This is a genomic window from Chromobacterium sp. Rain0013, assembly GCF_015291765.1.
Taxonomy (GTDB): Bacteria; Pseudomonadota; Gammaproteobacteria; order Burkholderiales; family Chromobacteriaceae; genus Chromobacterium; species Chromobacterium haemolyticum.
This window is the reverse complement of the sequence record NZ_CP031514.1, coordinates 1,454,534-1,474,868: the sequence shown is the minus strand read 5'-3', so window position 1 is coordinate 1,474,868 and position 20,335 is coordinate 1,454,534. Positions and strand designations below refer to the sequence as shown.

Genomic DNA, 20,335 nt, shown 5'->3' with positions numbered 1-20,335 from the left:
ACAATAAACAAATTGCAAATAGTTTTTCAACAATTAACAACAAATAAAATATTGAATCATTTATATAAATATAATATTTAAAATGAATCATTAAAAAAAGCCGGCCTTAGCCGGCTTGAAGCCTGAAACGAACGGGTCTCACAACAAACGGTTGCGCTCTACGCCCGCTACAAAGGCCGCGATATTGTCCACCAGCTGCGCGGCCAGACGCTCCATCGCCTGCCGGCTGGCCCAGCCCACATGAGGGGTGACAATCAAATTGGGCAAGCGGGTTTTCAACAGAGGATTGCCATGTACCGGCGGCTCTTCGCTCAGCACGTCGAAACCCGCGCCGCCCAGCTGCCCGTATTTCAGCGCAGCCACCAGGTCCTCCTCGTTAACCAGGCCCCCGCGCGCGGTGTTGATCAACAAGGCGCCGGGCTTCATCAGCATCAGCTCCGGCTGGGCGATCAAGTCCCGGGTTTCCTCGGTCAGCGGGCAATGCAGCGAAATCACATCGGCCTGCGCCAAGGCCTCGGCAAAAGCCACATGACCGGAGCGCAACGTCTTCGCGCCTTTGCGCTCGACGAACAACACTTCCATGCCAAGCGCGCCGGCCATCTCCGCCAAGCGCAGGCCAATACCGCCCGCGCCGACAATCCCCAGGGTCGCGCCGCGCAAATCGCGGATCGGCGCGCCGAAATGGCAGAACTGTCTCGATTGCTGCCACACCCCTGCGGCGACGTCGCGCTGATAGGCCGGCAGGTTCTTGGCCAGGGCCAGCATCAGGGTCAGCGCGTGTTCGGCCACGGTGTCGTCGCCATAATGGCGGATATTGCAGACCGCGATGCCCAGCTCGCGACAGGCGTCCAGGTCGACATGGTTGTAGCCCGTGGCGGCCACCGCCACCAGCTTAAGCCCAGGCAATTGCTCCAGGGTTTCCCGACGCAACGGCACCTTGTTGGTGATGACGATGTCCGCCCCCGAGCAATTCATCGCCGCGTCTTCGACGCTGGTGGAGGGGAACTCGTGATATTCGGACGGGAACGGCAAAAGCGGAACCGGGACAGGCAAGCTGTCCCGGTCAAGAAACACGACGGAGTGGGTCATCGGCTATTCAGTCATCTCTCGAAAGTGATCAAATCGCGGTAAGCATGCCAGCTGGCCAGCGCCAGAACCGGCATGATGATGATCAGGCCCAGGAAATAAGTCGCAAAGCCCACCGCGCTCAGCGTCACAATGATAGCCGCCCATATGCCCATCGTCAGCAGATTCTTCAGCACCGCCTGCACGCTGGCGATCATGGCGGTGACGGTGTCCACCTCCTTATCCAGCATCAAGGGGATAGAGACCACGCTGACCGAAAATACCAGCTGAGCAAACAGGAAGCCCACCGCGAAGTAAGCCACCAGGAAGGCGAGATTGTCCGGATTGAAGGCATTGACCACAATGTCATTCAAGGATGGCAAGGCGGCGGTGTCGTAGAACAGCGCGAACATCAGCAAAGACACTCGGAACCAACCGAACACCAGCACCGCCAGCAAGGCCGCGTACAAGGTGAAAGCCGGCAAGTTGACGCGCCAGGCCGCCATGCTGTGCGCCAGCTTGACTCGTCCATGACCGTCGAAAGCCTCCATCTGCTTGGCGATGTCGTACAGACCTATCGCCAGAAAGGGGCCGGCCAACAGGAAAATGGTGGCGAAGGTGATGATCAGCTCAGGAGAGTGTTCGGAGTACAAGGTCAGCAAATACCCCATCAATACGAATACCGCGCCGTAAAACAGGCAGTCGGCCGGGGCTTTTTGAAAATCGCGGAAGCCTTTTTTCAGCCATTGCAACGGCCGGGAGGTTTCCACCCTGCGCGCAACCGGGCGATCGCGCGGGATATCGTGAGTCGCGTCCATGACAAGTCCCCCTCAAGGATACGATGCGAGGCAGCCCCCGCATCCTTACCGTTATACGCCACGCGTCGCAAAACACAAGCTGGCCGTCCGGCTGCTATAATCCCGCGATTGCCACGGCCCTTGACGCGCGCCGCGCTTCGCGCCGCCGGGCCGGGCCTCATCCCGCGCTTGCGCGAAAGGACATCTCATGAGCGAACTGATTATCGAAGAACTGGCGATCGGCGACGGCGCCGAAGCCGTCAGCGGCCAGGAAGTCACCGTGCACTACACTGGCTGGCTGACCGACGGCACCAAGTTCGATTCCAGCAAGGACCGTTTCCAGCCGTTCAGCTTCCCGCTGGGCGCCGGCTATGTGATCAAGGGCTGGGACCAAGGCGTGGCCGGCATGAAAGTGGGCGGCAAACGCAAGCTGACCATCCCGGCCGAGCTGGGCTACGGCGCGCGCGGCGCCGGCGGCGTGATTCCTCCCAACGCCACTCTGGTGTTCGAGGTGGAGCTCTTGCAAGTGGGTTGAACCCCTGCTGTGCAAGGACGTAAAAAAAGCTTCCCCAGGGAAGCTTTTTTCATTGGATGGCGCGGGCTTATTTCTTCACACACTGATGCTGACGACGGCGGCGCATCCAGACGAAAGCCACGCCCAGCAGCAAGGCGGCCACCACCGCCAGAATGCCGGCCTGCCCGCGATGCACCATGGTCATCAACCACTCGCGGTTGGCGGCGCCGTAATAGCCCAGATACACCCATACCGGCACCGAGATCAGGGCGGCGAAGCCGTCCATCAGCAAGAAACGCCAGTAGGAAACGCGGCGAGTCATGCCGGCGGTAATGAAAATGGGAGAGCGCAGTCCGGGTAGAAAACGGGCAACGAACAGTACCCAATTGCCGTACTTTTCGAACTTCTCCTGCACCGCTTCAAAACGCTCTTGAGTCAGGATCCGCGCGATGGGCCGGAACTTCAGCACCCGGTTGCCAAACACTCGCCCGGCGGTGAACATGATGCCGTCGCCTGCCAGCACCCCGGCCATGCCGACGAGAAACATCCAATGCACATTGGTGTAGCCTAGGCCGGAAATAATGCCGCCGGCCACCAAGGTGATGTCTTCGGGAATCGGCACGCCGAAGCCGCATACCAGCAACACGGTGAATACGGCGACATAGCCGTAGCCAGTGAAAAAATCGAGAAGTATTTGCAGAGTGTCCATTTTGTTCCGCTTGCCGCCATGTCTCCGTTCAGGACGATCCTGGCGCGGCTGCGTTATCGGGGTACATCACCAGGGGCTTATAATAGCACACCTCCAACGCAGACTTTCTTGACATGACTCGCCCTATCCAGGTGGAAATCCACCGCGCCGCCATCCGCCACAACTACCTGCTTTCCCGCGCCCAGGCCCCTCAAGCCAAGGCATACGCCGTGCTCAAGGCCAATGCCTACGGCCATGGACTGCTGGATGCGGTCCAAGCCTTGGCCGATGTCGCCGACGGCTTCGCCCTGCTCAATATCGAGGACGCCGTCCGCTTGCGCGAAGCGGGCATCCAACAGGACATCGTACTGCTGGAAGGCGCTTTCGACGCCGAGGAAGCCGCGGCGATGGCGCACTACCGGCTAGGCGGCGCGGTACATTCCCAACAACAGATAAGCTGGCTGGCCAAAGGTTCCGCCAAACAGCCGGTTTCCGTTTGGCTGAAGATCAATAGCGGCATGAACCGGCTGGGCTTCACCCCGGCGGAGGCCCCCGCCGCGCTCGCGCAATTGCGCGCTCAACCCAGCGCGCGCGTCGATGCGCTGATGACCCACTTCGCCACCGCCGACGACGACTACGGCGTCGCCGAACAATGGGGGCGCTTCCAGCCCTTGATCGCGCCCAGCGCGCTGCCGGTCAGCGCCGCCAACTCCGCCGCGCTGTTCCGCCACCCGCATACCCACGGCGCCATCGTGCGCCCCGGCATCGTGCTCTACGGCTGTTCTCCCTTCGCCGACATCGACGCCGCCGGCTTGGGCCTACAGGCGGCGATGACGCTGAGCAGCCGGGTCATCGCGGTGCAAAAGGTGCCAGCCGGCGACGCCGTCGGCTACGGTCGACGCCTGGTGGCCGAACGCGACATGCGCGTCGGCATCGTCGCTTGCGGCTACGCCGACGGCTATCCGCGCATCGCCGACAACGGCACGCCGGTCGCGGTGGATGGCCTGCCCAGCGGCATCGTCGGCCGGGTATCCATGGACATGCTGGCGGTGGACCTGAGCGCACTGCCTCAAGCCGGCATTGGCAGCCGGGTTGAACTGTGGGGCCCTCAAGTGCCGATAGAACAAGTCGCCGCCGGCGCGGGCACTTTGGGCTACGAACTGATGTGCGCAGTGGCGCCGAGAGTGCCGCGCGTCGTCAATAACTGAGCCCGGCGCAGCCAGCCGCAGGTGGCCAACATACCCAAGACCGCGCCGCTCCAATGCGCCGACGTCAAGACCGGCTCGCCGCTGCTCCAATTGCCTGGAAACAGGCTTTGCCACACCAGCCGGGCCAGCAGGGCGGCCAGCCACAAGCCGCGCCAGCGCGGCTGCGTCAGTGCCAGCGCCGCCCACCAGCAATACACCAGGCCGGATGCGCCGACAAAAGCCTGCGGCGCCGGCCACAGCCATTGCATGACGGCGATTAGCGGCGGCGCCGTCAGCGCCAACCCCAGCAGCAGCGACGCCCGTCCCAGCCCCAAGCAGGCCAGCACAGCCAGCGCCGCGCTGTTTAAGCAGGCGTGGCGCGCGTCGGCATGCACCCAGCCGCCGCTCAACGCCCGCCACCACTCCTCGGCGTTCCAAGGCTCGAAACGCCACGCCAGCGCCCCCGCGCCCCAAGGCGCGGCCAGCGGCAGCAGGACGACGAGGCATAAACCCAGCTGCAGCCGGCCGGCCAGGGTCTTCAGCGCTTGCGGCGCCACAGCGCCGTCGCTCCTAATGCGCCCAAGCCCAGCAGCAACGCCAGGCCGCCTTCGTCCGCTGCCGCCACCGCGTTGCCGCGACGCGCCACGTCGACGTACAAGGGATCATGATCCGAAGAACGGTAAGCGTCCGCCGCGTAGTATTTCTGCTGCTGCTCCGCGCTCTTGAACTCGCTGCTGTACTCCAGCGCTGTCGGCTCATCGGCGTTGATGTGCCACTCCCCGGCGGCCAGCACCATGGAGCTCAGCGGCTTATCGGCCAATGCATGGTCCAGGTTGCCGGATTCACCGTTGAATACATAGGAATAGGCATCGCGGCTCCAACGCGCCAGCAGGTTGTTGAAGCCCGCGCTTTCAAAGGCGCGGATCGGATCTTCCTTGGCGTAGGAATTCATATCGCCCAGCAATAGCATGCCGTCGTTAGGGCCGGGCTGCGGACGGGTGGCGTACCACGCCATCAGATCGCGCACCGCCTGCACCCGGGTCAGATTGCAATTGCCCTGACCGTCGCCCTTATCCACGTCGGCCTGCCCGTCCACTACCATGTCGGCGCAGCTGCTGCCCTTGGACTTCAGATGGTTGACCGCCACGGTGACCCGGGTCTTGCTCTTGGCGTCCAGCACAAAAGTCTGCAACAAGGCCGGCCGGTTCTTCTGCGGATTGCCTACCACCCTCACCTCGGCCTTGCCCTCCGCCGTCACCACGGTCGGACGGTAGATCAGGCCGGTGGTGATCGCGTCGCTGCCCACTTGCGGCAGGCCGGGGTTGGCGAATTGATATTGCTTGGGCTGGGGTTGGCCCTGATTTAGCGCATTCACCAAGTCCTGAATCGCCGAGTAGCGGTCGAAGCCATCATTCTCGATTTCCATCAGGCCCACTACATCAGCGTCCAGTTGACGAATCGCGGCCACGATCTTGGCGCGTTGGCGCTCGAAATCCTGCTGAGTCTTGGCGCCGCGCGGCGTCGGGAAACCCTTGCCTTGGCCGTCGCCATTAAAGAAGTTGAGCACATTGAAGCTGGCGAAGCGCACGCTCTCCGGCTTACGCTTGGGCGCGCCGGGGCGCGGATTACTGGCCACCACGCTCGGCGCGGCCAGCGGTTGCAGCCGATATTTGCCAAAGGCGTAGCTGAACACGCCGGTCACGCCGTCCAGACGGTCGCCGCTGCGCAAGGTCTGGCTGGCGGACAAGCCGCCGGGCGCCGGCAGCCAGGCATTGGCGTTTTGGATCTGCAGGCCGTCGTCCAGGGTCAGCTTGTCCAATTGATTGGCCTCGGTCAGCGCCTTGGCTTCGGCGCTGCCGGGCAGAAAACGCTGGGTGGCGGTCCACAGCCGCGGCTGGCTGGACAGCGTCAGCTCGCCGTAACGGCCGTAGTCGTAATTGGCGGCGACGTAGACCGGTCCTTCCAGGCGCACGGCCATGCCGGCCAGCGCCTCCAGCTGAGCGCGGGATTGCAAGGGCAGCCGCAACGTGGCGTAGCTCAAGGGCTCGCTGTAAGCGCACTGCTCCACCGCGGCGATCGTGGCCGGGGTGATCTGGGTTTCGCTGGCGGCGTCGCCCTTGCGGCTGTACTCGGACACTTTGCCAGTGACGCGCACCACATCGCCGGGTTTAAGCGTCGGCGCCGCTAGATTGCCGAGAAACACGAAGATGCCTTCCGAGGTGGTCGGGTCGGCATCCTGATCCCGCACCTCTTCTTGCAGGTAGAAGCCACGCAATTGCCCGGCCCCGGTGAAGGCACCGCTGACGACGCCTTCCACAGTGACGGTCTTGCCCTGCATCGGGCTTCCGACGACGCGGCCCTGCACATCATGGATTAAAGTGGCGCCGGCGGAGCCGCAAGCGGCCTGGGCCAAGGCCGGAGTCGCCAACGCCACTGCCATGGCGATAGGGCTCAAGGTCCTGAATGCTGTTGCTGTTTTCATGGTCTGGGTTCATCACGAGCGTAAGGAGCGCTGATTCTAACCAGAGCGCAATGACAAAAAGATGTCATTAGATACAGTTGCACGCAAAGTCGCTATCTGTATGTTTTTCCTGAAAACAGTAAGCTCCGCATCTTTCCAAATCCAGGCAATAAAAAAACGCCAAACAAACAATGTATGGCGTTTTCATGCTAATGCCGGCACTTGCCGGCTGTGGCAATCAGGCGACGCTCTGGATCGCCGCCGCAATGGACTGCGCCCACTGATCGGCCAGAGCCTTGTCGTCGGCTTCCACCATCACCCTCACCACCGGCTCAGTACCGGACGGACGCAACACCACGCGGCCGCGGCCTTGCAAAGCCTGCTCGGCGGCGGCCAGCGACGCCGCGGAGGCGCTCTTCCAATCGCAGCCGTTATGGCGAACATTGATCAGCGTCTGCGGATACGGCTGCCAGTCGCTGCAGGCGTCGGCCAGGCTCATGCCCAGATCCGTCAGGCTAGCCAGGACTTGCAAGCTGGAAATGATGCCGTCGCCGGTAGAGTGGCAGTCCAGGCACAAGATATGGCCGGAAGCTTCTCCTCCCACCTGCCAACCTTTGCCATGCAGCATTTCCAGCACATAGCGGTCGCCCACCTTGGCGCGGCCAAACTCCACGCCCAATTTGTTTAGCGCCAGTTCCATCGCCAGATTGGTCATCACCGTGCCGACCACGCCGCCCTTGAGCTCGCCCCTGGCCGCGCGCGCCTTGGCGATCACGTAGATCAGCTGATCGCCGTCGTAAACGGTGCCTTCGCGGTCCACCATGATCAGCCGGTCGCCGTCGCCGTCCAGCGCGATGCCGTAGTCGGCGTGGTGCTCCAGCACCGCTACCTGCAAAGTCTTGGGATAGGTGGCACCCACCTTCTCGTTGATGTTGTAGCCGTCCGGCTCGCCGCCGATGGTGACCACCTCCGCGCCCAGTTCATGGAACACCTTGGGCGCTACGTGGTAAGTGGCGCCGTGGGCGCAATCCACCACCAGCTTCAAGCCCTTGAGATCGCGATCGTTGGGAAAGCTGCTCTTGCAGAACTCGATGTAGCGCTCCACCGCGCCCTCGATGCGACGCACCCGGCCCAATTGTTCGGACGGATTGGTCGCCATCGGCTGCTCCAGCATCGCCTCGATTTCCAACTCAACGGCATCGTCCAGCTTCTTGCCGCCTTCGGCGAAGAACTTGATGCCGTTATCCTGGAAGGGATTATGCGAAGCGGAGATCATCACCCCGGCCTCGAGACGCAGCGCGCGGGTCAGGTAGGCGATGCCCGGCGTCGGCAACGGGCCGGTCAGCAGCACATTGACGCCGGCGGCGGAAAAGCCGGCTTGCAGCGCCGCTTCCAGCATATAGCCGGAAATCCGGGTATCCTTGCCGATCAAGACCGTAGGACGATGCGCCTTGTCGTGGTCGACCAATACGCGGCCGGCGGCATAGCCCAGTTTCATCACGAATTCAGGCGTGATCGGGAATTGACCGACCTCGCCGCGCACGCCATCGGTGCCAAAGTATTTACGACTCATGTTTCTCTCTCGAATCCGGCCGGCTTCTGGCCAACCGCTGTAATCGCTACGCCGGCTATTGTGCGCCAGACACCCCTTTCAGTTCAAACTTTCAAGGCATCCAGCACTTGCAAGGCCTGGCGCGTGGCCTTCACGTCATGCACGCGAATGATGCGCGCGCCGCGCCGCGCCGACTCCAGCGCCACTGCCACGCTGGCGCCCAGGCGCTCCGCTGGCGTCGCTTCGCCAGTGATCGCGCCCAGCATGGATTTGCGGCTCAAACCCACCAGTAACGGCGCGCCGGCGGCGCGTTCAATCTCCGGCAGCCCGCGCAGCAAGGCCAGATTGTGTTCCAGCGTCTTGCCGAAACCAAAGCCAGGGTCAACCAGCAGCCTGCCGCGGGCGATGCCGGCATCCAGACAAAGCTGGACGCGGCGCGCCAGATAGCCGGCCACTTCAGCCACCACATCCGCGTATTCCGGCCGATCCTGCATCGTGTCCGGGTTGCCTTGCTTGTGCATCAGACAAATTGCGGCATCCGAAGCCGCCACCAACTCCAACGCGCCCGCGTCTTCCAACGCAGACACATCGTTGACCAGATCCACCGCGCCCATGGCCAGCGCCTCGCGCATGACCACAGTGCGCCGCGTGTCCAGCGACAGCGGCGCGCCTAGCTCTCGCAAACGCTCCAACACCGGCAGCACCCGCTCCATTTCCTGTTCAGGGCTGACATGAGGCGCGTTCGGTCGTGTCGACTCGCCGCCGATATCGAGAATGGCCGCGCCGTCCGCCAGCATTTGCTCGGCGTGGCTCAGCGCCTGGTCCAAGGCGTTGAAACGCCCGCCGTCGGAAAAGGAGTCCGGGGTGACGTTCAGAATGCCCATCACCAGGGGACGGGACAGATCGAGCGTGAAGCGCCCGCATTGCAAAGAGGGTTTCATGATCTGAACTACGCTCATGGATGGAGGGGTGTTGTCGCAAAAAAACCGGGCAAGCCTATCAAGGCTTGCCCGGCTTGATGACTGAGGGACTCAGACTTCCTGGGCCGGATCGGCGGTCGGCTCGGCGGCCGGCGGCGTCGGTTTGTCTTCCTGCGGCTTGGCCGCGAAACCAGCGCCAGGCTTCGGCGGACGCGGCGGCTTGCCGTCCATCAGGTCGTTGATCTGATCCGCATCGATGGTTTCCCATTCCAGCAGCGCGGCGGTCATCGCCTCGACTTTGTCGCGGTTCTCTTCCAGCAAGCGGCGCGCCAGCGCGTATTGCTCGTCGATAATGCGGCGAATTTCAGCGTCCACCTGCTGCATGGTGGCTTCAGACAGGTTTTTGTGGGTAGTGATGGAGCGGCCGAGGAAGACTTCGCCCTCGTTCTCGCCGTACACCATCGGGCCCAGCTTGTCGCTCATGCCGTAGCGGGTCACCATGTCGCGCGCCATTTGCGTGGCGCGCTCGAAGTCGTTGGAAGCGCCGGTGGTCATCTGATTCATGAACAGCTCTTCCGCGATGCGGCCGCCGAACAAGATGGCGATGCGGTCCAGCAGATAACCTCGGTCATAGGCGAAGCGGTCCTGCTCCGGCAACTGCATGGTCACGCCCAGCGCGCGGCCGCGCGGGATGATGGTGACCTTGTGCACCGGGTCCGCCTTGGGCAAGAGCTTGGCAACGACGGCGTGGCCGGACTCGTGGTAAGCGGTGTTGCGCTTCTCTTCGTCGGTCATCACCATGCTGCGGCGCTCTGCGCCCATCATGATCTTGTCCTTGGCGGACTCGAGGTCCTCCATGTCCACCAGGCGCTTGTTGCGACGCGCTGCGAACAAGGCGGCTTCGTTGATCAGGTTGGCGAGGTCGGCGCCGGAGAAACCCGGCGTGCCGCGCGCGATCACCTCGGCATTGACGTCAGCGGCAATCGGCACCTTGCGCATGTGCACGCCCAGAATCTGTTCACGGCCGCGGATATCGGGCAGCGGAACCACCACCTGGCGGTCGAAACGACCCGGACGCTGCAGCGCAGGGTCCAGCACGTCCGGACGGTTGGTCGCGGCGATCACGATCACGGTGGAATTGGTGTCGAAACCGTCCATTTCCACCAGAAGCTGGTTCAGCGTCTGTTCACGCTCGTCGTTGCCGCCGCCCAGACCGGCGCCGCGTTGGCGACCAACCGCGTCGATCTCGTCGATGAAGATGATGCACGGCGAGTTCTTCTTGGCCTGCTCGAACATGTCGCGCACGCGGGCCGCGCCCACGCCGACGAACATTTCAACGAAATCGGAACCGGAAATGCTGAAGAACGGCACCTTGGCTTCGCCAGCGATGGCCTTGGCCAGCAAGGTCTTGCCGGTACCAGGCGAGCCGGCCAGCAAGATGCCGCGCGGAATGCGGCCGCCCAAGCTCTGGTAACGGGAAGGGTCGCGCAGATAATCGACGATCTCCTTCACTTCTTCCTTAGCCTCGTCGCAACCGGCGACGTCGGCGAAAGTAACGGTATTGGCGTCCTGATCCAGCATTCTGGCCTTGCTCTTGCCGAAGGAGAACGCGCCGCCCTTGCCGCCCCCCTGCATCTGGCGCATAAAGAACACCCATACGCCGATCAGCAGCAGCATCGGGAACCAGCTGATGAAAATATTCATCAGCATCGACGGCTCCTCTTCCGGCTTGGCGGAGAAACGAACGTTGTTCTTGATCAGGTCGTCGACCAGTTGCGGGTCGTAAGGCGCGTAGGTGCTGAACGCGGAGCCGTCGGTCAGCTTGCCTTTCAGCCATTGCCCGCGCAGCGGGTGGCCTTCTATGGCCAGGGACTGGACCTTGCCGGACTCGACATCGCTGATGAACTGCGAATATTCAAGCTGATTCTGGGTATCCTGACGCTTGTTGAACTGATTGAATACCGTCATCAGTACCAAACCGATGATGACCCATATCGCGATGTTTTTGCCGATATTGTTCACGAGTAGCGGACTCCTCTGTGCCCTGACTTTTTGGTTGCTTGTCTAGATATTTGCTTTGATTGTACGCCGCGAGCCACTTTATGTCAGCGTCGGCCTTTGCCCAGCAGGTAAATTTCGCTGGAACGGTCGCGCGACGCTTTCGGCTTGCGGGTGACTACCTCGTCGAACAGCTCGCGCATGGACTTGAGATAGGCTTGGAAATCGCTGCCCTGGAACACTTTGACGAGAAAATGGCCGCCAGGTTTCAAATGATCTCGCGCAAATTCCAACGCCAGCTCGCACAACAGAAAACTTCTGGCCTGGTCAATGGCGCTCATGCCTGACATATTGGGCGCCATATCGGAAATTACAAGGTCCAATTCGCGGCCGCCGAGCAATTGCACGAATTGCGCCAGCACTTCTTCCTCGCGGAAGTCGCCCTGGATGAAGTCGACGCCGGGCACCGGGTCCATGTCCAGAATGTCGAGCGCGAACACCTTGCCGCTGTCGCCGACGATGCGCGCCGCCACCTGCGACCAACTGCCGGGGGTGGACCCCAGATCGGCCAATACCGTGCCGGGACGGATCAGCTTGTCCTTGTCGTTGATTTCCAGCAGCTTGTAAGCGGCCCGCGCGCGGTAGCCGTCTTTCTGCGCTTGGTTGACATAGGGATCGTTGACGTGTTCCTGCAACCAGTGGTTGCTGCTCTTGCTTCTAGCCATTGCGCTGTGCTCTTAAAAAGGTGGGCAACAGGTCAGCCGCGCTATCCTGTTGTTTTTCATTTATTTTAGGTCCGGACTTTGGGAAAGCGTCCAACTCGAGTAGAATCGGCTTTTGCTTTGTAAATCCGTATTTCTCATGAAAATTGAACTCAAGCCGTTCCAGCGCAAGTATCTGCAGGGACTGGCGCACGACCTCAACCCAGTGGTGATGATAGGCAACAACGGCCTGACCGAAGCGGTGATCCGCGAAATCGCCATCAATCTGGACGCACACGAACTGATCAAGGTCCGCGTGCAGGGCGACGACCGCGAAGCGCGCGTCGCCATGTTCGAGCAGATCTGCGAAGACCTGGGCGCCGCCCCGGTCCAGCACATCGGCAAGTTGCTGGTGCTGTGGCGTCCAAGCGATAAACAACGCATCGTTCTGCCCAAGAACAAGCAGACGCTGAAAGGCTGAACGCCGTTCACGGCGATCGCGCTTGAAGAAAAGCGGTGGCATGCCACCGCTTTTGTTTTGTCCGCTCCAAACGGGATATTCACGAACCGTGAACGGCGCCTTAGAACGTGTCCAAGATCTCGCGAGCAAGAGCGGGACAAGGCGAAAACGAGCGAAAAAGCGGAATGGTCAAGTGGCACATCAGCATTTCGAAGCGGTACTCACCGTGCAACCTCTCACAACGCGCAGCAGATCGTGAACAGGTTCTTAGTCGTGGCGCCAGACGTAAACCAAACCCATCAAGCTCTGCACCAGATAGATCAGGCTGGAAATCGCATGCCAGGTGGCGAAGCCGCCGCCGAACAGGCCTTCGGCCGCATGATTCATCTGCGCTTTGAGGTTGGCGATGATGGGAGTGACGGCGAAATGATTGATCAGCGTGCAGGCCAGCATGCCCATCACCAGCCAGAAGCCGCTTTCCTTGACCCCGGCCGCGCCGTTGCGGCGGATATGGTCCACCAGCAGAATCGCCCCGCACACCAGCCCTACCCAGGCGATGCTGGCGAACAGCTTGCCAGCCACCATGCCGGCGGTGACCCGGTCCAGCATGGCGAACAGCACCGGCGCCACGATGATGCCGATTACCCATAAGCCGCCAATCCAGAACGTCTTGGCGATGGAACGCAATCCATCCATGTCTCAGTCCCTCTCCCACGCCGCGCCGCGCGCGGACCGTCCGGCCCGCTCGTCGGCGGGACTCAGATGTATTTGACGTCGAGCACTTCGTATTCGCGGATGCCGCCCGGAGCCACCACCTCGGCCACGTCGCCGGCTTCCTTGCCGATCAGCGCGCGCGCGATCGGGGAGTTCACCGACACCTTGCATACCTTGATATCGGCCTCGTCGTCGCCAACGATCTGGTAGGTGACGTTTTCCTCGGTCTCCAGGTCCATCAGTTCGACGGTGGCGCCGAACACCACGCGGCCGTCGGCGTCCAGTTCAGCCGGGTTCACGATCAGCGCGTTGGAAATCTTGCCTTCCAGTTCGGCGATGCGGCCTTCGACAAAACCCTGACGCTCCTTGGCGGCGTCGTATTCGGCGTTCTCGGACAGGTCGCCATGCGAGCGAGCCTCGGCAATCGCCTCGATCACTGCCGGACGTTCCACGCTCTTGAGGCGTTGCAGCTCTTCTTTCAGCAGCTCGGCACCGCGCACGGTCAACGGGACTTTGATCATTTCAGAATTCTCTCCAGAGGCGGCATCCGCCTTCATCAAAAGCACAAGCCGCCGTACTGGACGGCGGCTTGAAGTAGCGGGTTATGGGAGGGATTGTAACGGCAAACCCCTCCCGCTTCCAAGCCCCCGCGTCAGGACTCAGCCCTGAATCTGGCTGTGCAGTTCCTGCACGCTGTAGACGTCGAACTCCTCGGCGTGGGCCATGCCCACGCACACCGCCTTGGCGCCGGCCAGGGTGGTGTACTGCGGAATCCGCGCCTGCAAGGCCGAACGGCGGATGGAGTGGCTGTCTTGAATCGCCTGGCGCTTTTCGTCGACGGTGTTGATCAGCAGATCGATTTCCGAGTTTTTGATCATGTCGACGATGTGCGGGCGGCCTTCATTAACCTTGTTGACCACCTGCACCACGATGCCCGCCGCGGACAAATGCTTGGCGGTGCCGCGCGTCGCGCAGACGCCGAAACCCAACCGCTGCAGTTCGCGCGCCACTTCCACCGCGCCGTTCTTGTCGCTGTCGCGCACGGACAAGAACACCTTGCCGGTCTTGGGCAGACGGTCGCCTGCGCCCAGCTGACCCTTCACATAGGCTTCGGCAAAGGTTTTGCCCACGCCCATCACCTCGCCGGTGGACTTCATTTCCGGCCCCAGGATGGTGTCCACGCCGGGGAACTTGATGAAGGGGAATACCGCTTCCTTCACCGCGTAGAACGGCGGAATCACCTCCTTGGTGAAGCCCTGCTCGTTGAGGCCGATGCCGGCCATCGCGCGCGCCGCGATCTTGGCCAGCGGCGCGGAAGTCACTTTGGATACGAAGGGCACGGTGCGGCTGGCGCGCGGATTCACTTCCAGCACGTAGATGGTGTCGCCCTGAATGGCGAACTGCACGTTCATCAGGCCAACCACGTTCAAAGCGCGGGCCATGGCCACGGTCTGGCGGCGGATTTCATCCTGCACCGCCGGGAACAGGCTGTACGGCGGCAGCGAGCAGGCGGAATCGCCGGAGTGAACCCCGGCCTGCTCCACGTGCTGCATGATGCCGCCGATCACCACGTTCTCGCCGTCGGACACGCAGTCGACGTCGACTTCGATAGCATCGTTGAGGAAGCGGTCCAGCAGCACCGGGCTGTCATTGGACACCTTCACCGCCTCGCGCATATAGCGCTCCAGATCGGCCGGCTCGTGGACGATTTCCATCGCGCGGCCGCCCAGCACGTAGGACGGGCGCACCACCAGCGGATAGCCGATTTCCTCGGCCAGCTTCATCGCTTCGGCCGGCGCGCGCGCGGTGCGGTTGGGAGGCTGCTTCAGGCCCAGCTCGTGCAGCAGCTTCTGGAAGCGCTCGCGGTCCTCGGCGGCGTCGATCATATCCGGGGTGGTGCCGATGATGGGCACGCCGTTGGCTTCCAGCGCGCGCGCCAGTTTCAGCGGGGTCTGGCCGCCGTACTGGACGATGACGCCGAACGGTTTTTCGATACGGCAGATTTCCAGCACGTCTTCCAGCGTCAACGGTTCGAAGTACAGGCGGTCGGAGGTGTCGTAGTCGGTGGATACGGTTTCCGGGTTGCAGTTGACCATGATGGTCTCGAAACCGGATTCGCGCAGCGCCAGCGCAGCGTGCACGCAGCAGTAGTCGAACTCGATGCCCTGACCGATGCGGTTCGGCCCGCCGCCCAGCACCATCACCTTCTTGCGGTCGGACGGGTTGGACTCGCACTCCTCCTCGTAGCTGGAGTACATATAGGCGGTGTTGGTGGCGAATTCGGCGGCGCAGGTGTCCACGCGCTTGTACACCGGGTGCAGGTTCAGGCTCCAGCGCTTGGCGCGCACCGCGGCCTGGTCCGAGCCCAAGAGCTCGCCCAGACGACGGTCGGAGAAGCCCTTGCGCTTCAAGCGGCGCAGTTCTGCGTAGTCCAGTTCTTCGATCTTGCGGCCGGCCAGCGCTTGTTCTTCGCCAATCAGGTCTTCGATCTGCGCCAGGAACCAGGGGTCGATCTTGCTGACCGCGTGGATATCGTCGCGGCTCATGCCGATGCGGAAGGCATCGGCCACGTACAGGATGCGCTCCGGTCCCGGCGTGCCCAGTTCATGGCGGATAGCCGCTTCGTCGCTCGTGACCGGGTCGAAGCCGGCCAGGCCGGTTTCCAGACCGCGCAGCGCTTTCTGCATCGATTCCTGCAAGGTGCGGCCCATCGCCATCACCTCGCCCACCGACTTCATCTGGGTGGTCAGGCGGTCGTCGGCCTGCGGGAATTTTTCAAAGGCGAAACGCGGAATCTTGGTGACCACGTAGTCGATGGACGGTTCGAAGGAGGCCGGGGTGGCGCCACCGGTGATGTCGTTCTTCAATTCGTCCAGCGTGAAGCCCACCGCCAGCTTGGCCGCGATCTTGGCGATGGGGAAGCCGGTGGCCTTGGACGCCAAGGCCGAGGAACGGCTGACGCGCGGGTTCATTTCGATGACGATCATTTCGCCGGTGGCCGGATTGGTGGCGAACTGCACATTGGAACCGCCGGTGTCCACGCCGATCTCGCGCAGCACCGCCAGGCTGGCGTTGCGCATGATCTGGTATTCCTTGTCGGTCAGCGTTTGCGCCGGCGCCACGGTGATAGAGTCGCCAGTGTGCACGCCCATCGGGTCGAAGTTCTCGATCGAGCAAATGATGATGCAGTTGTCGTTCTTGTCGCGCACCACCTCCATTTCATACTCTTTCCAGCCCAGCACCGATTGTTCGATCAGCAACTCATGGGTGGGAGAGGCTTCGAAACCACGCTCGCAGATGGCCAGGAATTCTTCGCGGTTGTAGGCGATGCCGCCGCCGGAACCGCCCATGGTGAAGGACGGGCGGATCAGTGTCGGGAAGCCCACCTTGGACTGCGCGTCCAGCGCCGCTTCCATGGTGTGGCAAACAAAGGACAGCGGGCAGGACAGGCCGATCTTGGCCATCGCTTCCTTGAAACGGCCACGGTCTTCGGCCTTGTCGATGGCGTCCTCGGTGGCGCCGATCAGCTCCACCTTGTATTTTTCCAACACCCCGTTCTTGGCCAGGTCCAGCGCGCAGTTCAGCGCGGTCTGGCCGCCCATGGTCGGCAGGATGGCGTCCGGGCGCTCCTTGGCGATGATCTTTTCCACCACTTTCCAAGTGATGGGCTCGATGTAGGTGACATCGGCCATGTCCGGATCGGTCATGATGGTGGCCGGGTTGGAGTTCACCAGGATGACTTTGTAGCCCTCTTCGCGCAGGGCCTTGCACGCTTGCGCGCCGGAGTAGTCGAATTCGCAGGCCTGGCCGATGACGATGGGGCCGGCTCCGATGATCAGAATGCTTTTGAGGTCGCTACGCTTTGGCATGGTTCTACTCTTTATGATTGCATTTTGTTTGCCGCGAAGCCCGGACGCCTGGGACGCCCAACCGCTTCACGGCGAATATTAAATCTCTGCGTTACAAGCTGGCCGCGGCCAGCTTGGCGCCGAAGCCGACGAACAGCGCGCCCACCGAGCCGCCCAGCGCCGCACTCAACTTGCGACGGCGGCGGAAGGCCTGGGCCAGCCGGTGGCCGGCGACGATCAGCGCGGTCAGATACAGCGTGCTGCACGCTTCCACGATCAGCCCCAGCGCGACGAAGGTCAGCGCAGGATGCGGGTAAGCGGGATCAACGAATTGAACAAAGAAGGACACGAAAAACAGGATGGCCTTCGGATTCATCAAGCTGATCAGCAAGGCTTTGACAAAAGGATTTTCCTCTCCCACCAGCACCGACTTGGCCTCGGCCGCTTCGCCGCGGGCGGAGCGGCGCCAGGCCGTCAGCGCGCCGCGCAGCATATTGAAGCCCAGCCAGGCCAGATAGCCGCCGCCCAGATACTTGACCACGGCGAACAGCATCGGGTTGGCCTTCAGCAGACCGGCCGCGCCAGTCGCCGCCAGCGTCATCAGGATGAAGTCGCCGATGATGATGCCGCCGGCGCCGGCAAAGCCGGCGCGCGTGCCGCGCTGCGCGGCCACCGACAGCACATACATGGAGTTGGGCCCCGGCAACAGCACAATGAGAACGGCGCCCAGCAGATAGGTGGTGAGATCGGTAATCCCCAGCATGTCCCCGCTCCCCGCTTAAACGCGTTCCGCCATCGAGGCGATGAAACGGTCGAACAGATAAGCGACGTCTTCCGGCCCCGGGCTGGCTTCCGGGTGGCCCTGGAAGGAGAAGGCCGGACGGTCGGTCAATGCGATGCCCTGCACCGTGCCGTCGAACAAGGAACGGTGAGTCACGCGCACGTTGGCCGGCAGGCTGGTTTCATCCACCTGGAAACCATGGTTCTGGCTGGTGATCATCACCCGGCCGCTGTCCAGGTCCTGCACCGGATGGTTGGCGCCGTGGTGGCCGAACTTCATCTTGGACGTCTTGCCGCCGCTAGCCAGGCCCAACAGTTGATGGCCGAGGCAAATGCCGAATACCGGGAGCTTGGCGTTCAGGATGTCCCGGATGGCGGCGATGGCGTAATCGCACGGTTCCGGATCGCCAGGGCCGTTGGACAGGAAGACGCCGTGCGGATTCAGCGCCAGCACGTCGGCGGCCGGGGTCTTGGCCGGCACCACCGTCAACTGACAGCCGCGTTCGGCCAGCATGCGCAGAATATTGTGCTTGACGCCGAAGTCGTAGGCGACCACATGGAAGCGGGTAGACGACTGCACTTGATAGCCGGCGCCCAATGTCCACTCGCGCTCGGTCCAGGCGTACGGCTTGTCGCAGCTGACCACCTGGGCCAGATCCTGGCCGGCCATGGAGCCGAAGCCCCGCGCCAGTTCCAGCGCGCGCGCCTCATCGACATCCCCGGCCATGACGCAGCCGGCCTGAGCGCCCTTTTCGCGCAGGATGCGAGTCAGGCGGCGGGTATCGATGTCGGCGATGGCGACGACATTGTGCCGCTTCAGATAAGCGGACAAGGAATCTTCGGCGCGGAAGTTGCTGTGCAACAGCGGCAGATCGCGAATGATCAGGCCGGATGCAAAAACGGCGCGAGATTCGGTGTCTTCCGAATTCGCGCCGACGTTGCCGATATGGGGATAAGTCAGGGTGACGATCTGTTTGGTATAGGAGGGGTCGGTCAAAATCTCCTGATAGCCGGTGATGGCGGTATTGAACACCACCTCGCCCACCGTATGTCCGGCGGCCCCGATAGCACTGCCCTTGAACACGGTGCCGTCGGCCAAGACAAGGATTGCGGGTACGGTTGACACAAGCTGCTCCTATTGCGTTTGCGGCGGGTAAGGAAAAACCGGCTGCGCCGGTTTGTTTGACCCCGTCCGTCCGCCTGGCCGCCTTGCTCGCGCAAGACCCTGGCCGCGACAGATGGGATCTGTCCCTACCCTAAGTTTTCGAATTGCTTTATGTGAAGAACGGGACTCGATGCCTGGCGCATCAGTCCCGTTTGGTTAAACCTTTCTATAGTAACGCCAAACAGGAAAAATCACAAGAAAATTCCATAAAATGACAAATGAACGGGCATCAAGCCCCGGGGCGAATCTGCCATTGCACGCTGGTCGGTCCGCTCGGTTTACCCAGCATCAACATCAACGGCTTCAAGGCGTCGTATTTCTCCGGAGGGCTGTCGGCGCTGCCGCTCAGCGCGAAGGCCGCTCCCGGCTGCCACTGCCCCTGCCCGCTCAGATTCAGCGGCCCATCCAGCGTCGCCACGTTCAACGCCACGCCCGCGCCGGCGCCGTTGACGTCCATCTGGTAAGAGCCAAACGGAGACAATGGGCTCAACGGCGAGGCCGCGCCCAGCCAGCTGAGCTGGAGATTGCCGGCCAATTGGCCGCCCTTGCGGCTGAACTGGCCGACCTTGAGCTGCAGATCGCCGCCCAGCCGCGCCGCCTGCCAGGTCTTGGACAGATTCGCCAGCGCTGCCACCGGCAGCGTCAGGTTCACGCCGTTCACCTCCACGCCGCCCCAGCCCCATTCCAACTTGCCGTCCTGGCCGTCGCTCTCCAGCAACCAGATCGCCCGGCCAGACAACAGGGCCTTGGGCTGGAAATTCCAGCCAATCCTGCTCATGGGCAACACCTCGCCCTTGTCCCCTACATAGACCAACTGCGTCTTGCCCTGCCACACCGTTCCTTGCGCGCCGCTGAACTGCCAGCGGTCGCCGGTGGCTCGCAACAGCGGCAACGACAGCAAGGTCGCCGGCAAGGCGGCGACCAGGCCGGTCAGAAACAACGCGCCCAATAGCGCGCCAATCAGAATCTTTCGTTTCATGCGCCGCCTCCGGCATGCGCCAGCAGCGCCTTGATATGCACTTGGCCCGGCATCGGCTGCGCCTCCGCCCTCACGCTGAGCACGCGCACCTGGTGCTGAGCCGCCAGCACGCCGGCCAACTTGACCCAGGCGTCGAACGCCATCGTCCCCTCCATCGCCACGCCGGACTCGCCCTCGGGGCTCAAGTGCCAGCCAGCCTCGGACAAGCCTTGGCTCTGCGCCACCTGACGAATCACCGGCAATAGCTCCTTGGCGGGCAGCGCCGCTTGCGCGGGCTGGCGCTTCAGTTGCTCTGCCTCGCGAGCCAAAGACTGCACATGGCTTAGTTCGGCTTGAAGGCGCGCCGCCGCGGCGCGGTTGCGCTCCACCGATTTGCCCGCCGGCTCCCAAACACCGGCGTAGAGCACGCCGACGCCGAGCACGACGGCCATCGCCAGCAGCAGCCCTTGTTCCCGGCGGCTGCGCTGCCGCCAGTAGGCTACGAATTGTTCACGGTATTGCTTCAT

Annotated in this window: 19 protein-coding genes; 3 read left to right on the top strand and 16 right to left on the bottom strand. The window is 62.4% G+C overall.

Features of this window, described 5'->3' with window-relative positions; genetic code table 11:
- Positions 1–138 precede the first annotated feature (138 nt).
- Together DXT74_RS06960 and DXT74_RS06955 are read right to left on the bottom strand one after the other, a co-directional pair.
- Positions 139–1,089: a D-2-hydroxyacid dehydrogenase gene (locus tag DXT74_RS06960; RefSeq protein WP_194427618.1), complete on the bottom strand. Its 951-nt coding sequence runs from the start codon at positions 1,087–1,089 to the stop codon at positions 139–141.
- Positions 1,090–1,100: 11 nt separating this feature from the next.
- On the bottom strand, positions 1,101–1,883 hold the full coding sequence (locus DXT74_RS06955; protein WP_194427617.1) for a DUF2189 domain-containing protein: 783 nt from the start codon (positions 1,881–1,883) through the stop codon (positions 1,101–1,103).
- Between the two features lie 187 nt (positions 1,884–2,070).
- Here DXT74_RS06955 and DXT74_RS06950 point away from each other — a divergent pair, with 187 nt between their 5' ends.
- On the top strand, positions 2,071–2,397 hold the full coding sequence (locus tag DXT74_RS06950) for an FKBP-type peptidyl-prolyl cis-trans isomerase (protein ID WP_019101992.1): 327 nt from the start codon (positions 2,071–2,073) through the stop codon (positions 2,395–2,397).
- A gap of 67 nt (positions 2,398–2,464) precedes the next feature.
- Here DXT74_RS06950 and DXT74_RS06945 read toward each other — a convergent pair whose 3' ends face one another.
- Positions 2,465–3,085: a DedA family protein gene (locus tag DXT74_RS06945; RefSeq protein ID WP_043637851.1), complete on the bottom strand. Its 621-nt coding sequence runs from the start codon at positions 3,083–3,085 to the stop codon at positions 2,465–2,467.
- A gap of 113 nt (positions 3,086–3,198) precedes the next feature.
- Between DXT74_RS06945 and alr the strand changes: the two genes are divergently transcribed.
- Positions 3,199–4,272, top strand: coding sequence for an alanine racemase (gene alr / locus DXT74_RS06940; RefSeq protein WP_194427616.1), 1,074 nt, complete (start codon positions 3,199–3,201; stop codon positions 4,270–4,272).
- On the opposite strand, the gene DXT74_RS06935 is transcribed toward alr, so the two are convergent.
- The 6 genes from DXT74_RS06935 to rlmE form a co-directional block, all read right to left on the bottom strand.
- Positions 4,218–4,808 carry a rhomboid family intramembrane serine protease gene (locus tag DXT74_RS06935; RefSeq protein WP_194427615.1) on the bottom strand — a complete coding sequence of 197 codons (591 nt, stop codon included), beginning with the start codon at positions 4,806–4,808 and terminating at the stop codon, positions 4,218–4,220. The genes alr and DXT74_RS06935 overlap by 55 nt on opposite strands.
- The gene (locus DXT74_RS06930) at positions 4,790–6,706 is read right to left on the bottom strand and encodes an ExeM/NucH family extracellular endonuclease (protein ID WP_194427614.1); all 1,917 of its coding nucleotides are present in this window, start codon (positions 6,704–6,706) and stop codon (positions 4,790–4,792) included. Before DXT74_RS06930 ends, DXT74_RS06935 begins: the two co-directional genes overlap by 19 nt.
- A gap of 244 nt (positions 6,707–6,950) precedes the next feature.
- Positions 6,951–8,285 (bottom strand): phosphoglucosamine mutase, encoded by a 1,335-nt coding sequence (gene glmM, locus DXT74_RS06925; protein ID WP_043637857.1) that lies wholly within the window; start codon positions 8,283–8,285, stop codon positions 6,951–6,953.
- Between the two features lie 83 nt (positions 8,286–8,368).
- Entirely contained in the window at positions 8,369–9,205 is an 837-nt protein-coding gene (gene folP / locus DXT74_RS06920) for a dihydropteroate synthase (RefSeq protein WP_194427613.1), read from the bottom strand.
- Between the two features lie 90 nt (positions 9,206–9,295).
- On the bottom strand, positions 9,296–11,206 hold the full coding sequence (gene ftsH, locus DXT74_RS06915; protein WP_043591320.1) for an ATP-dependent zinc metalloprotease FtsH: 1,911 nt from the start codon (positions 11,204–11,206) through the stop codon (positions 9,296–9,298).
- An 83-nt stretch (positions 11,207–11,289) separates the two neighbouring features.
- Positions 11,290–11,907 carry a 23S rRNA (uridine(2552)-2'-O)-methyltransferase RlmE gene (gene rlmE / locus DXT74_RS06910; protein WP_043591324.1) on the bottom strand — a complete coding sequence of 206 codons (618 nt, stop codon included), beginning with the start codon at positions 11,905–11,907 and terminating at the stop codon, positions 11,290–11,292.
- Positions 11,908–12,049: 142 nt separating this feature from the next.
- Here rlmE and yhbY point away from each other — a divergent pair, with 142 nt between their 5' ends.
- A complete protein-coding gene (gene yhbY, locus DXT74_RS06905) occupies positions 12,050–12,364 on the top strand; it encodes a ribosome assembly RNA-binding protein YhbY (RefSeq protein ID WP_370551757.1) in 315 nt (104 codons plus the stop codon).
- 246 nt (positions 12,365–12,610) lie between these two features.
- On the opposite strand, the gene DXT74_RS06900 is transcribed toward yhbY, so the two are convergent.
- From DXT74_RS06900 to gspM, 7 genes are all read right to left on the bottom strand, one after another.
- The gene (locus DXT74_RS06900) at positions 12,611–13,039 is read right to left on the bottom strand and encodes a DUF4149 domain-containing protein (protein WP_194427611.1); all 429 of its coding nucleotides are present in this window, start codon (positions 13,037–13,039) and stop codon (positions 12,611–12,613) included.
- Positions 13,040–13,101: 62 nt separating this feature from the next.
- Positions 13,102–13,578, bottom strand: coding sequence for a transcription elongation factor GreA (gene greA / locus DXT74_RS06895; RefSeq protein WP_019100916.1), 477 nt, complete (start codon positions 13,576–13,578; stop codon positions 13,102–13,104).
- 138 nt (positions 13,579–13,716) lie between these two features.
- The gene (gene carB, locus DXT74_RS06890) at positions 13,717–16,926 is read right to left on the bottom strand and encodes a carbamoyl-phosphate synthase large subunit (RefSeq protein WP_019100915.1); all 3,210 of its coding nucleotides are present in this window, start codon (positions 16,924–16,926) and stop codon (positions 13,717–13,719) included.
- A gap of 91 nt (positions 16,927–17,017) precedes the next feature.
- Entirely contained in the window at positions 17,018–17,668 is a 651-nt protein-coding gene (gene leuE, locus DXT74_RS06885) for a leucine efflux protein LeuE (RefSeq protein ID WP_019100914.1), read from the bottom strand.
- Between the two features lie 15 nt (positions 17,669–17,683).
- Positions 17,684–18,811, bottom strand: coding sequence for a glutamine-hydrolyzing carbamoyl-phosphate synthase small subunit (gene carA, locus DXT74_RS06880; RefSeq protein ID WP_114153180.1), 1,128 nt, complete (start codon positions 18,809–18,811; stop codon positions 17,684–17,686).
- Between the two features lie 268 nt (positions 18,812–19,079).
- The gene (locus DXT74_RS06875) at positions 19,080–19,829 is read right to left on the bottom strand and encodes a type II secretion system protein N (protein ID WP_114153181.1); all 750 of its coding nucleotides are present in this window, start codon (positions 19,827–19,829) and stop codon (positions 19,080–19,082) included.
- Positions 19,826–20,335 (bottom strand): type II secretion system protein GspM, encoded by a 510-nt coding sequence (gene gspM / locus DXT74_RS06870; protein WP_019100911.1) that lies wholly within the window; start codon positions 20,333–20,335, stop codon positions 19,826–19,828. Before gspM ends, DXT74_RS06875 begins: the two co-directional genes overlap by 4 nt.

Bases quoted from the DNA above. Each gene is read 5' to 3' on its own strand.
- DXT74_RS06960 (WP_194427618.1), bottom strand. From the start codon at position 1,089: ATGACCCACTCCGTCGTGTTTCTTGACCGGGACAGCTTGCCTGTCCCG.
- DXT74_RS06955 (WP_194427617.1), bottom strand. From the start codon at position 1,883: ATGGACGCGACTCACGATATCCCGCGCGATCGCCCGGTTGCGCGCAGG.
- DXT74_RS06950 (WP_019101992.1), top strand. From the start codon at position 2,071: ATGAGCGAACTGATTATCGAAGAACTGGCGATCGGCGACGGCGCCGAA.
- DXT74_RS06945 (WP_043637851.1), bottom strand. From the start codon at position 3,085: ATGGACACTCTGCAAATACTTCTCGATTTTTTCACTGGCTACGGCTAT.
- alr (WP_194427616.1), top strand. From the start codon at position 3,199: ATGACTCGCCCTATCCAGGTGGAAATCCACCGCGCCGCCATCCGCCAC.
- glmM (WP_043637857.1), bottom strand. From the start codon at position 8,285: ATGAGTCGTAAATACTTTGGCACCGATGGCGTGCGCGGCGAGGTCGGT.
- folP (WP_194427613.1), bottom strand. From the start codon at position 9,205: ATGAAACCCTCTTTGCAATGCGGGCGCTTCACGCTCGATCTGTCCCGT.
- rlmE (WP_043591324.1), bottom strand. From the start codon at position 11,907: ATGGCTAGAAGCAAGAGCAGCAACCACTGGTTGCAGGAACACGTCAAC.
- DXT74_RS06900 (WP_194427611.1), bottom strand. From the start codon at position 13,039: ATGGATGGATTGCGTTCCATCGCCAAGACGTTCTGGATTGGCGGCTTA.
- greA (WP_019100916.1), bottom strand. From the start codon at position 13,578: ATGATCAAAGTCCCGTTGACCGTGCGCGGTGCCGAGCTGCTGAAAGAA.
- carB (WP_019100915.1), bottom strand. From the start codon at position 16,926: ATGCCAAAGCGTAGCGACCTCAAAAGCATTCTGATCATCGGAGCCGGC.
- leuE (WP_019100914.1), bottom strand. From the start codon at position 17,668: ATGCTGGGGATTACCGATCTCACCACCTATCTGCTGGGCGCCGTTCTC.
- DXT74_RS06875 (WP_114153181.1), bottom strand. From the start codon at position 19,829: ATGAAACGAAAGATTCTGATTGGCGCGCTATTGGGCGCGTTGTTTCTG.
- gspM (WP_019100911.1), bottom strand. From the start codon at position 20,335: ATGAAGCAATACCGTGAACAATTCGTAGCCTACTGGCGGCAGCGCAGC.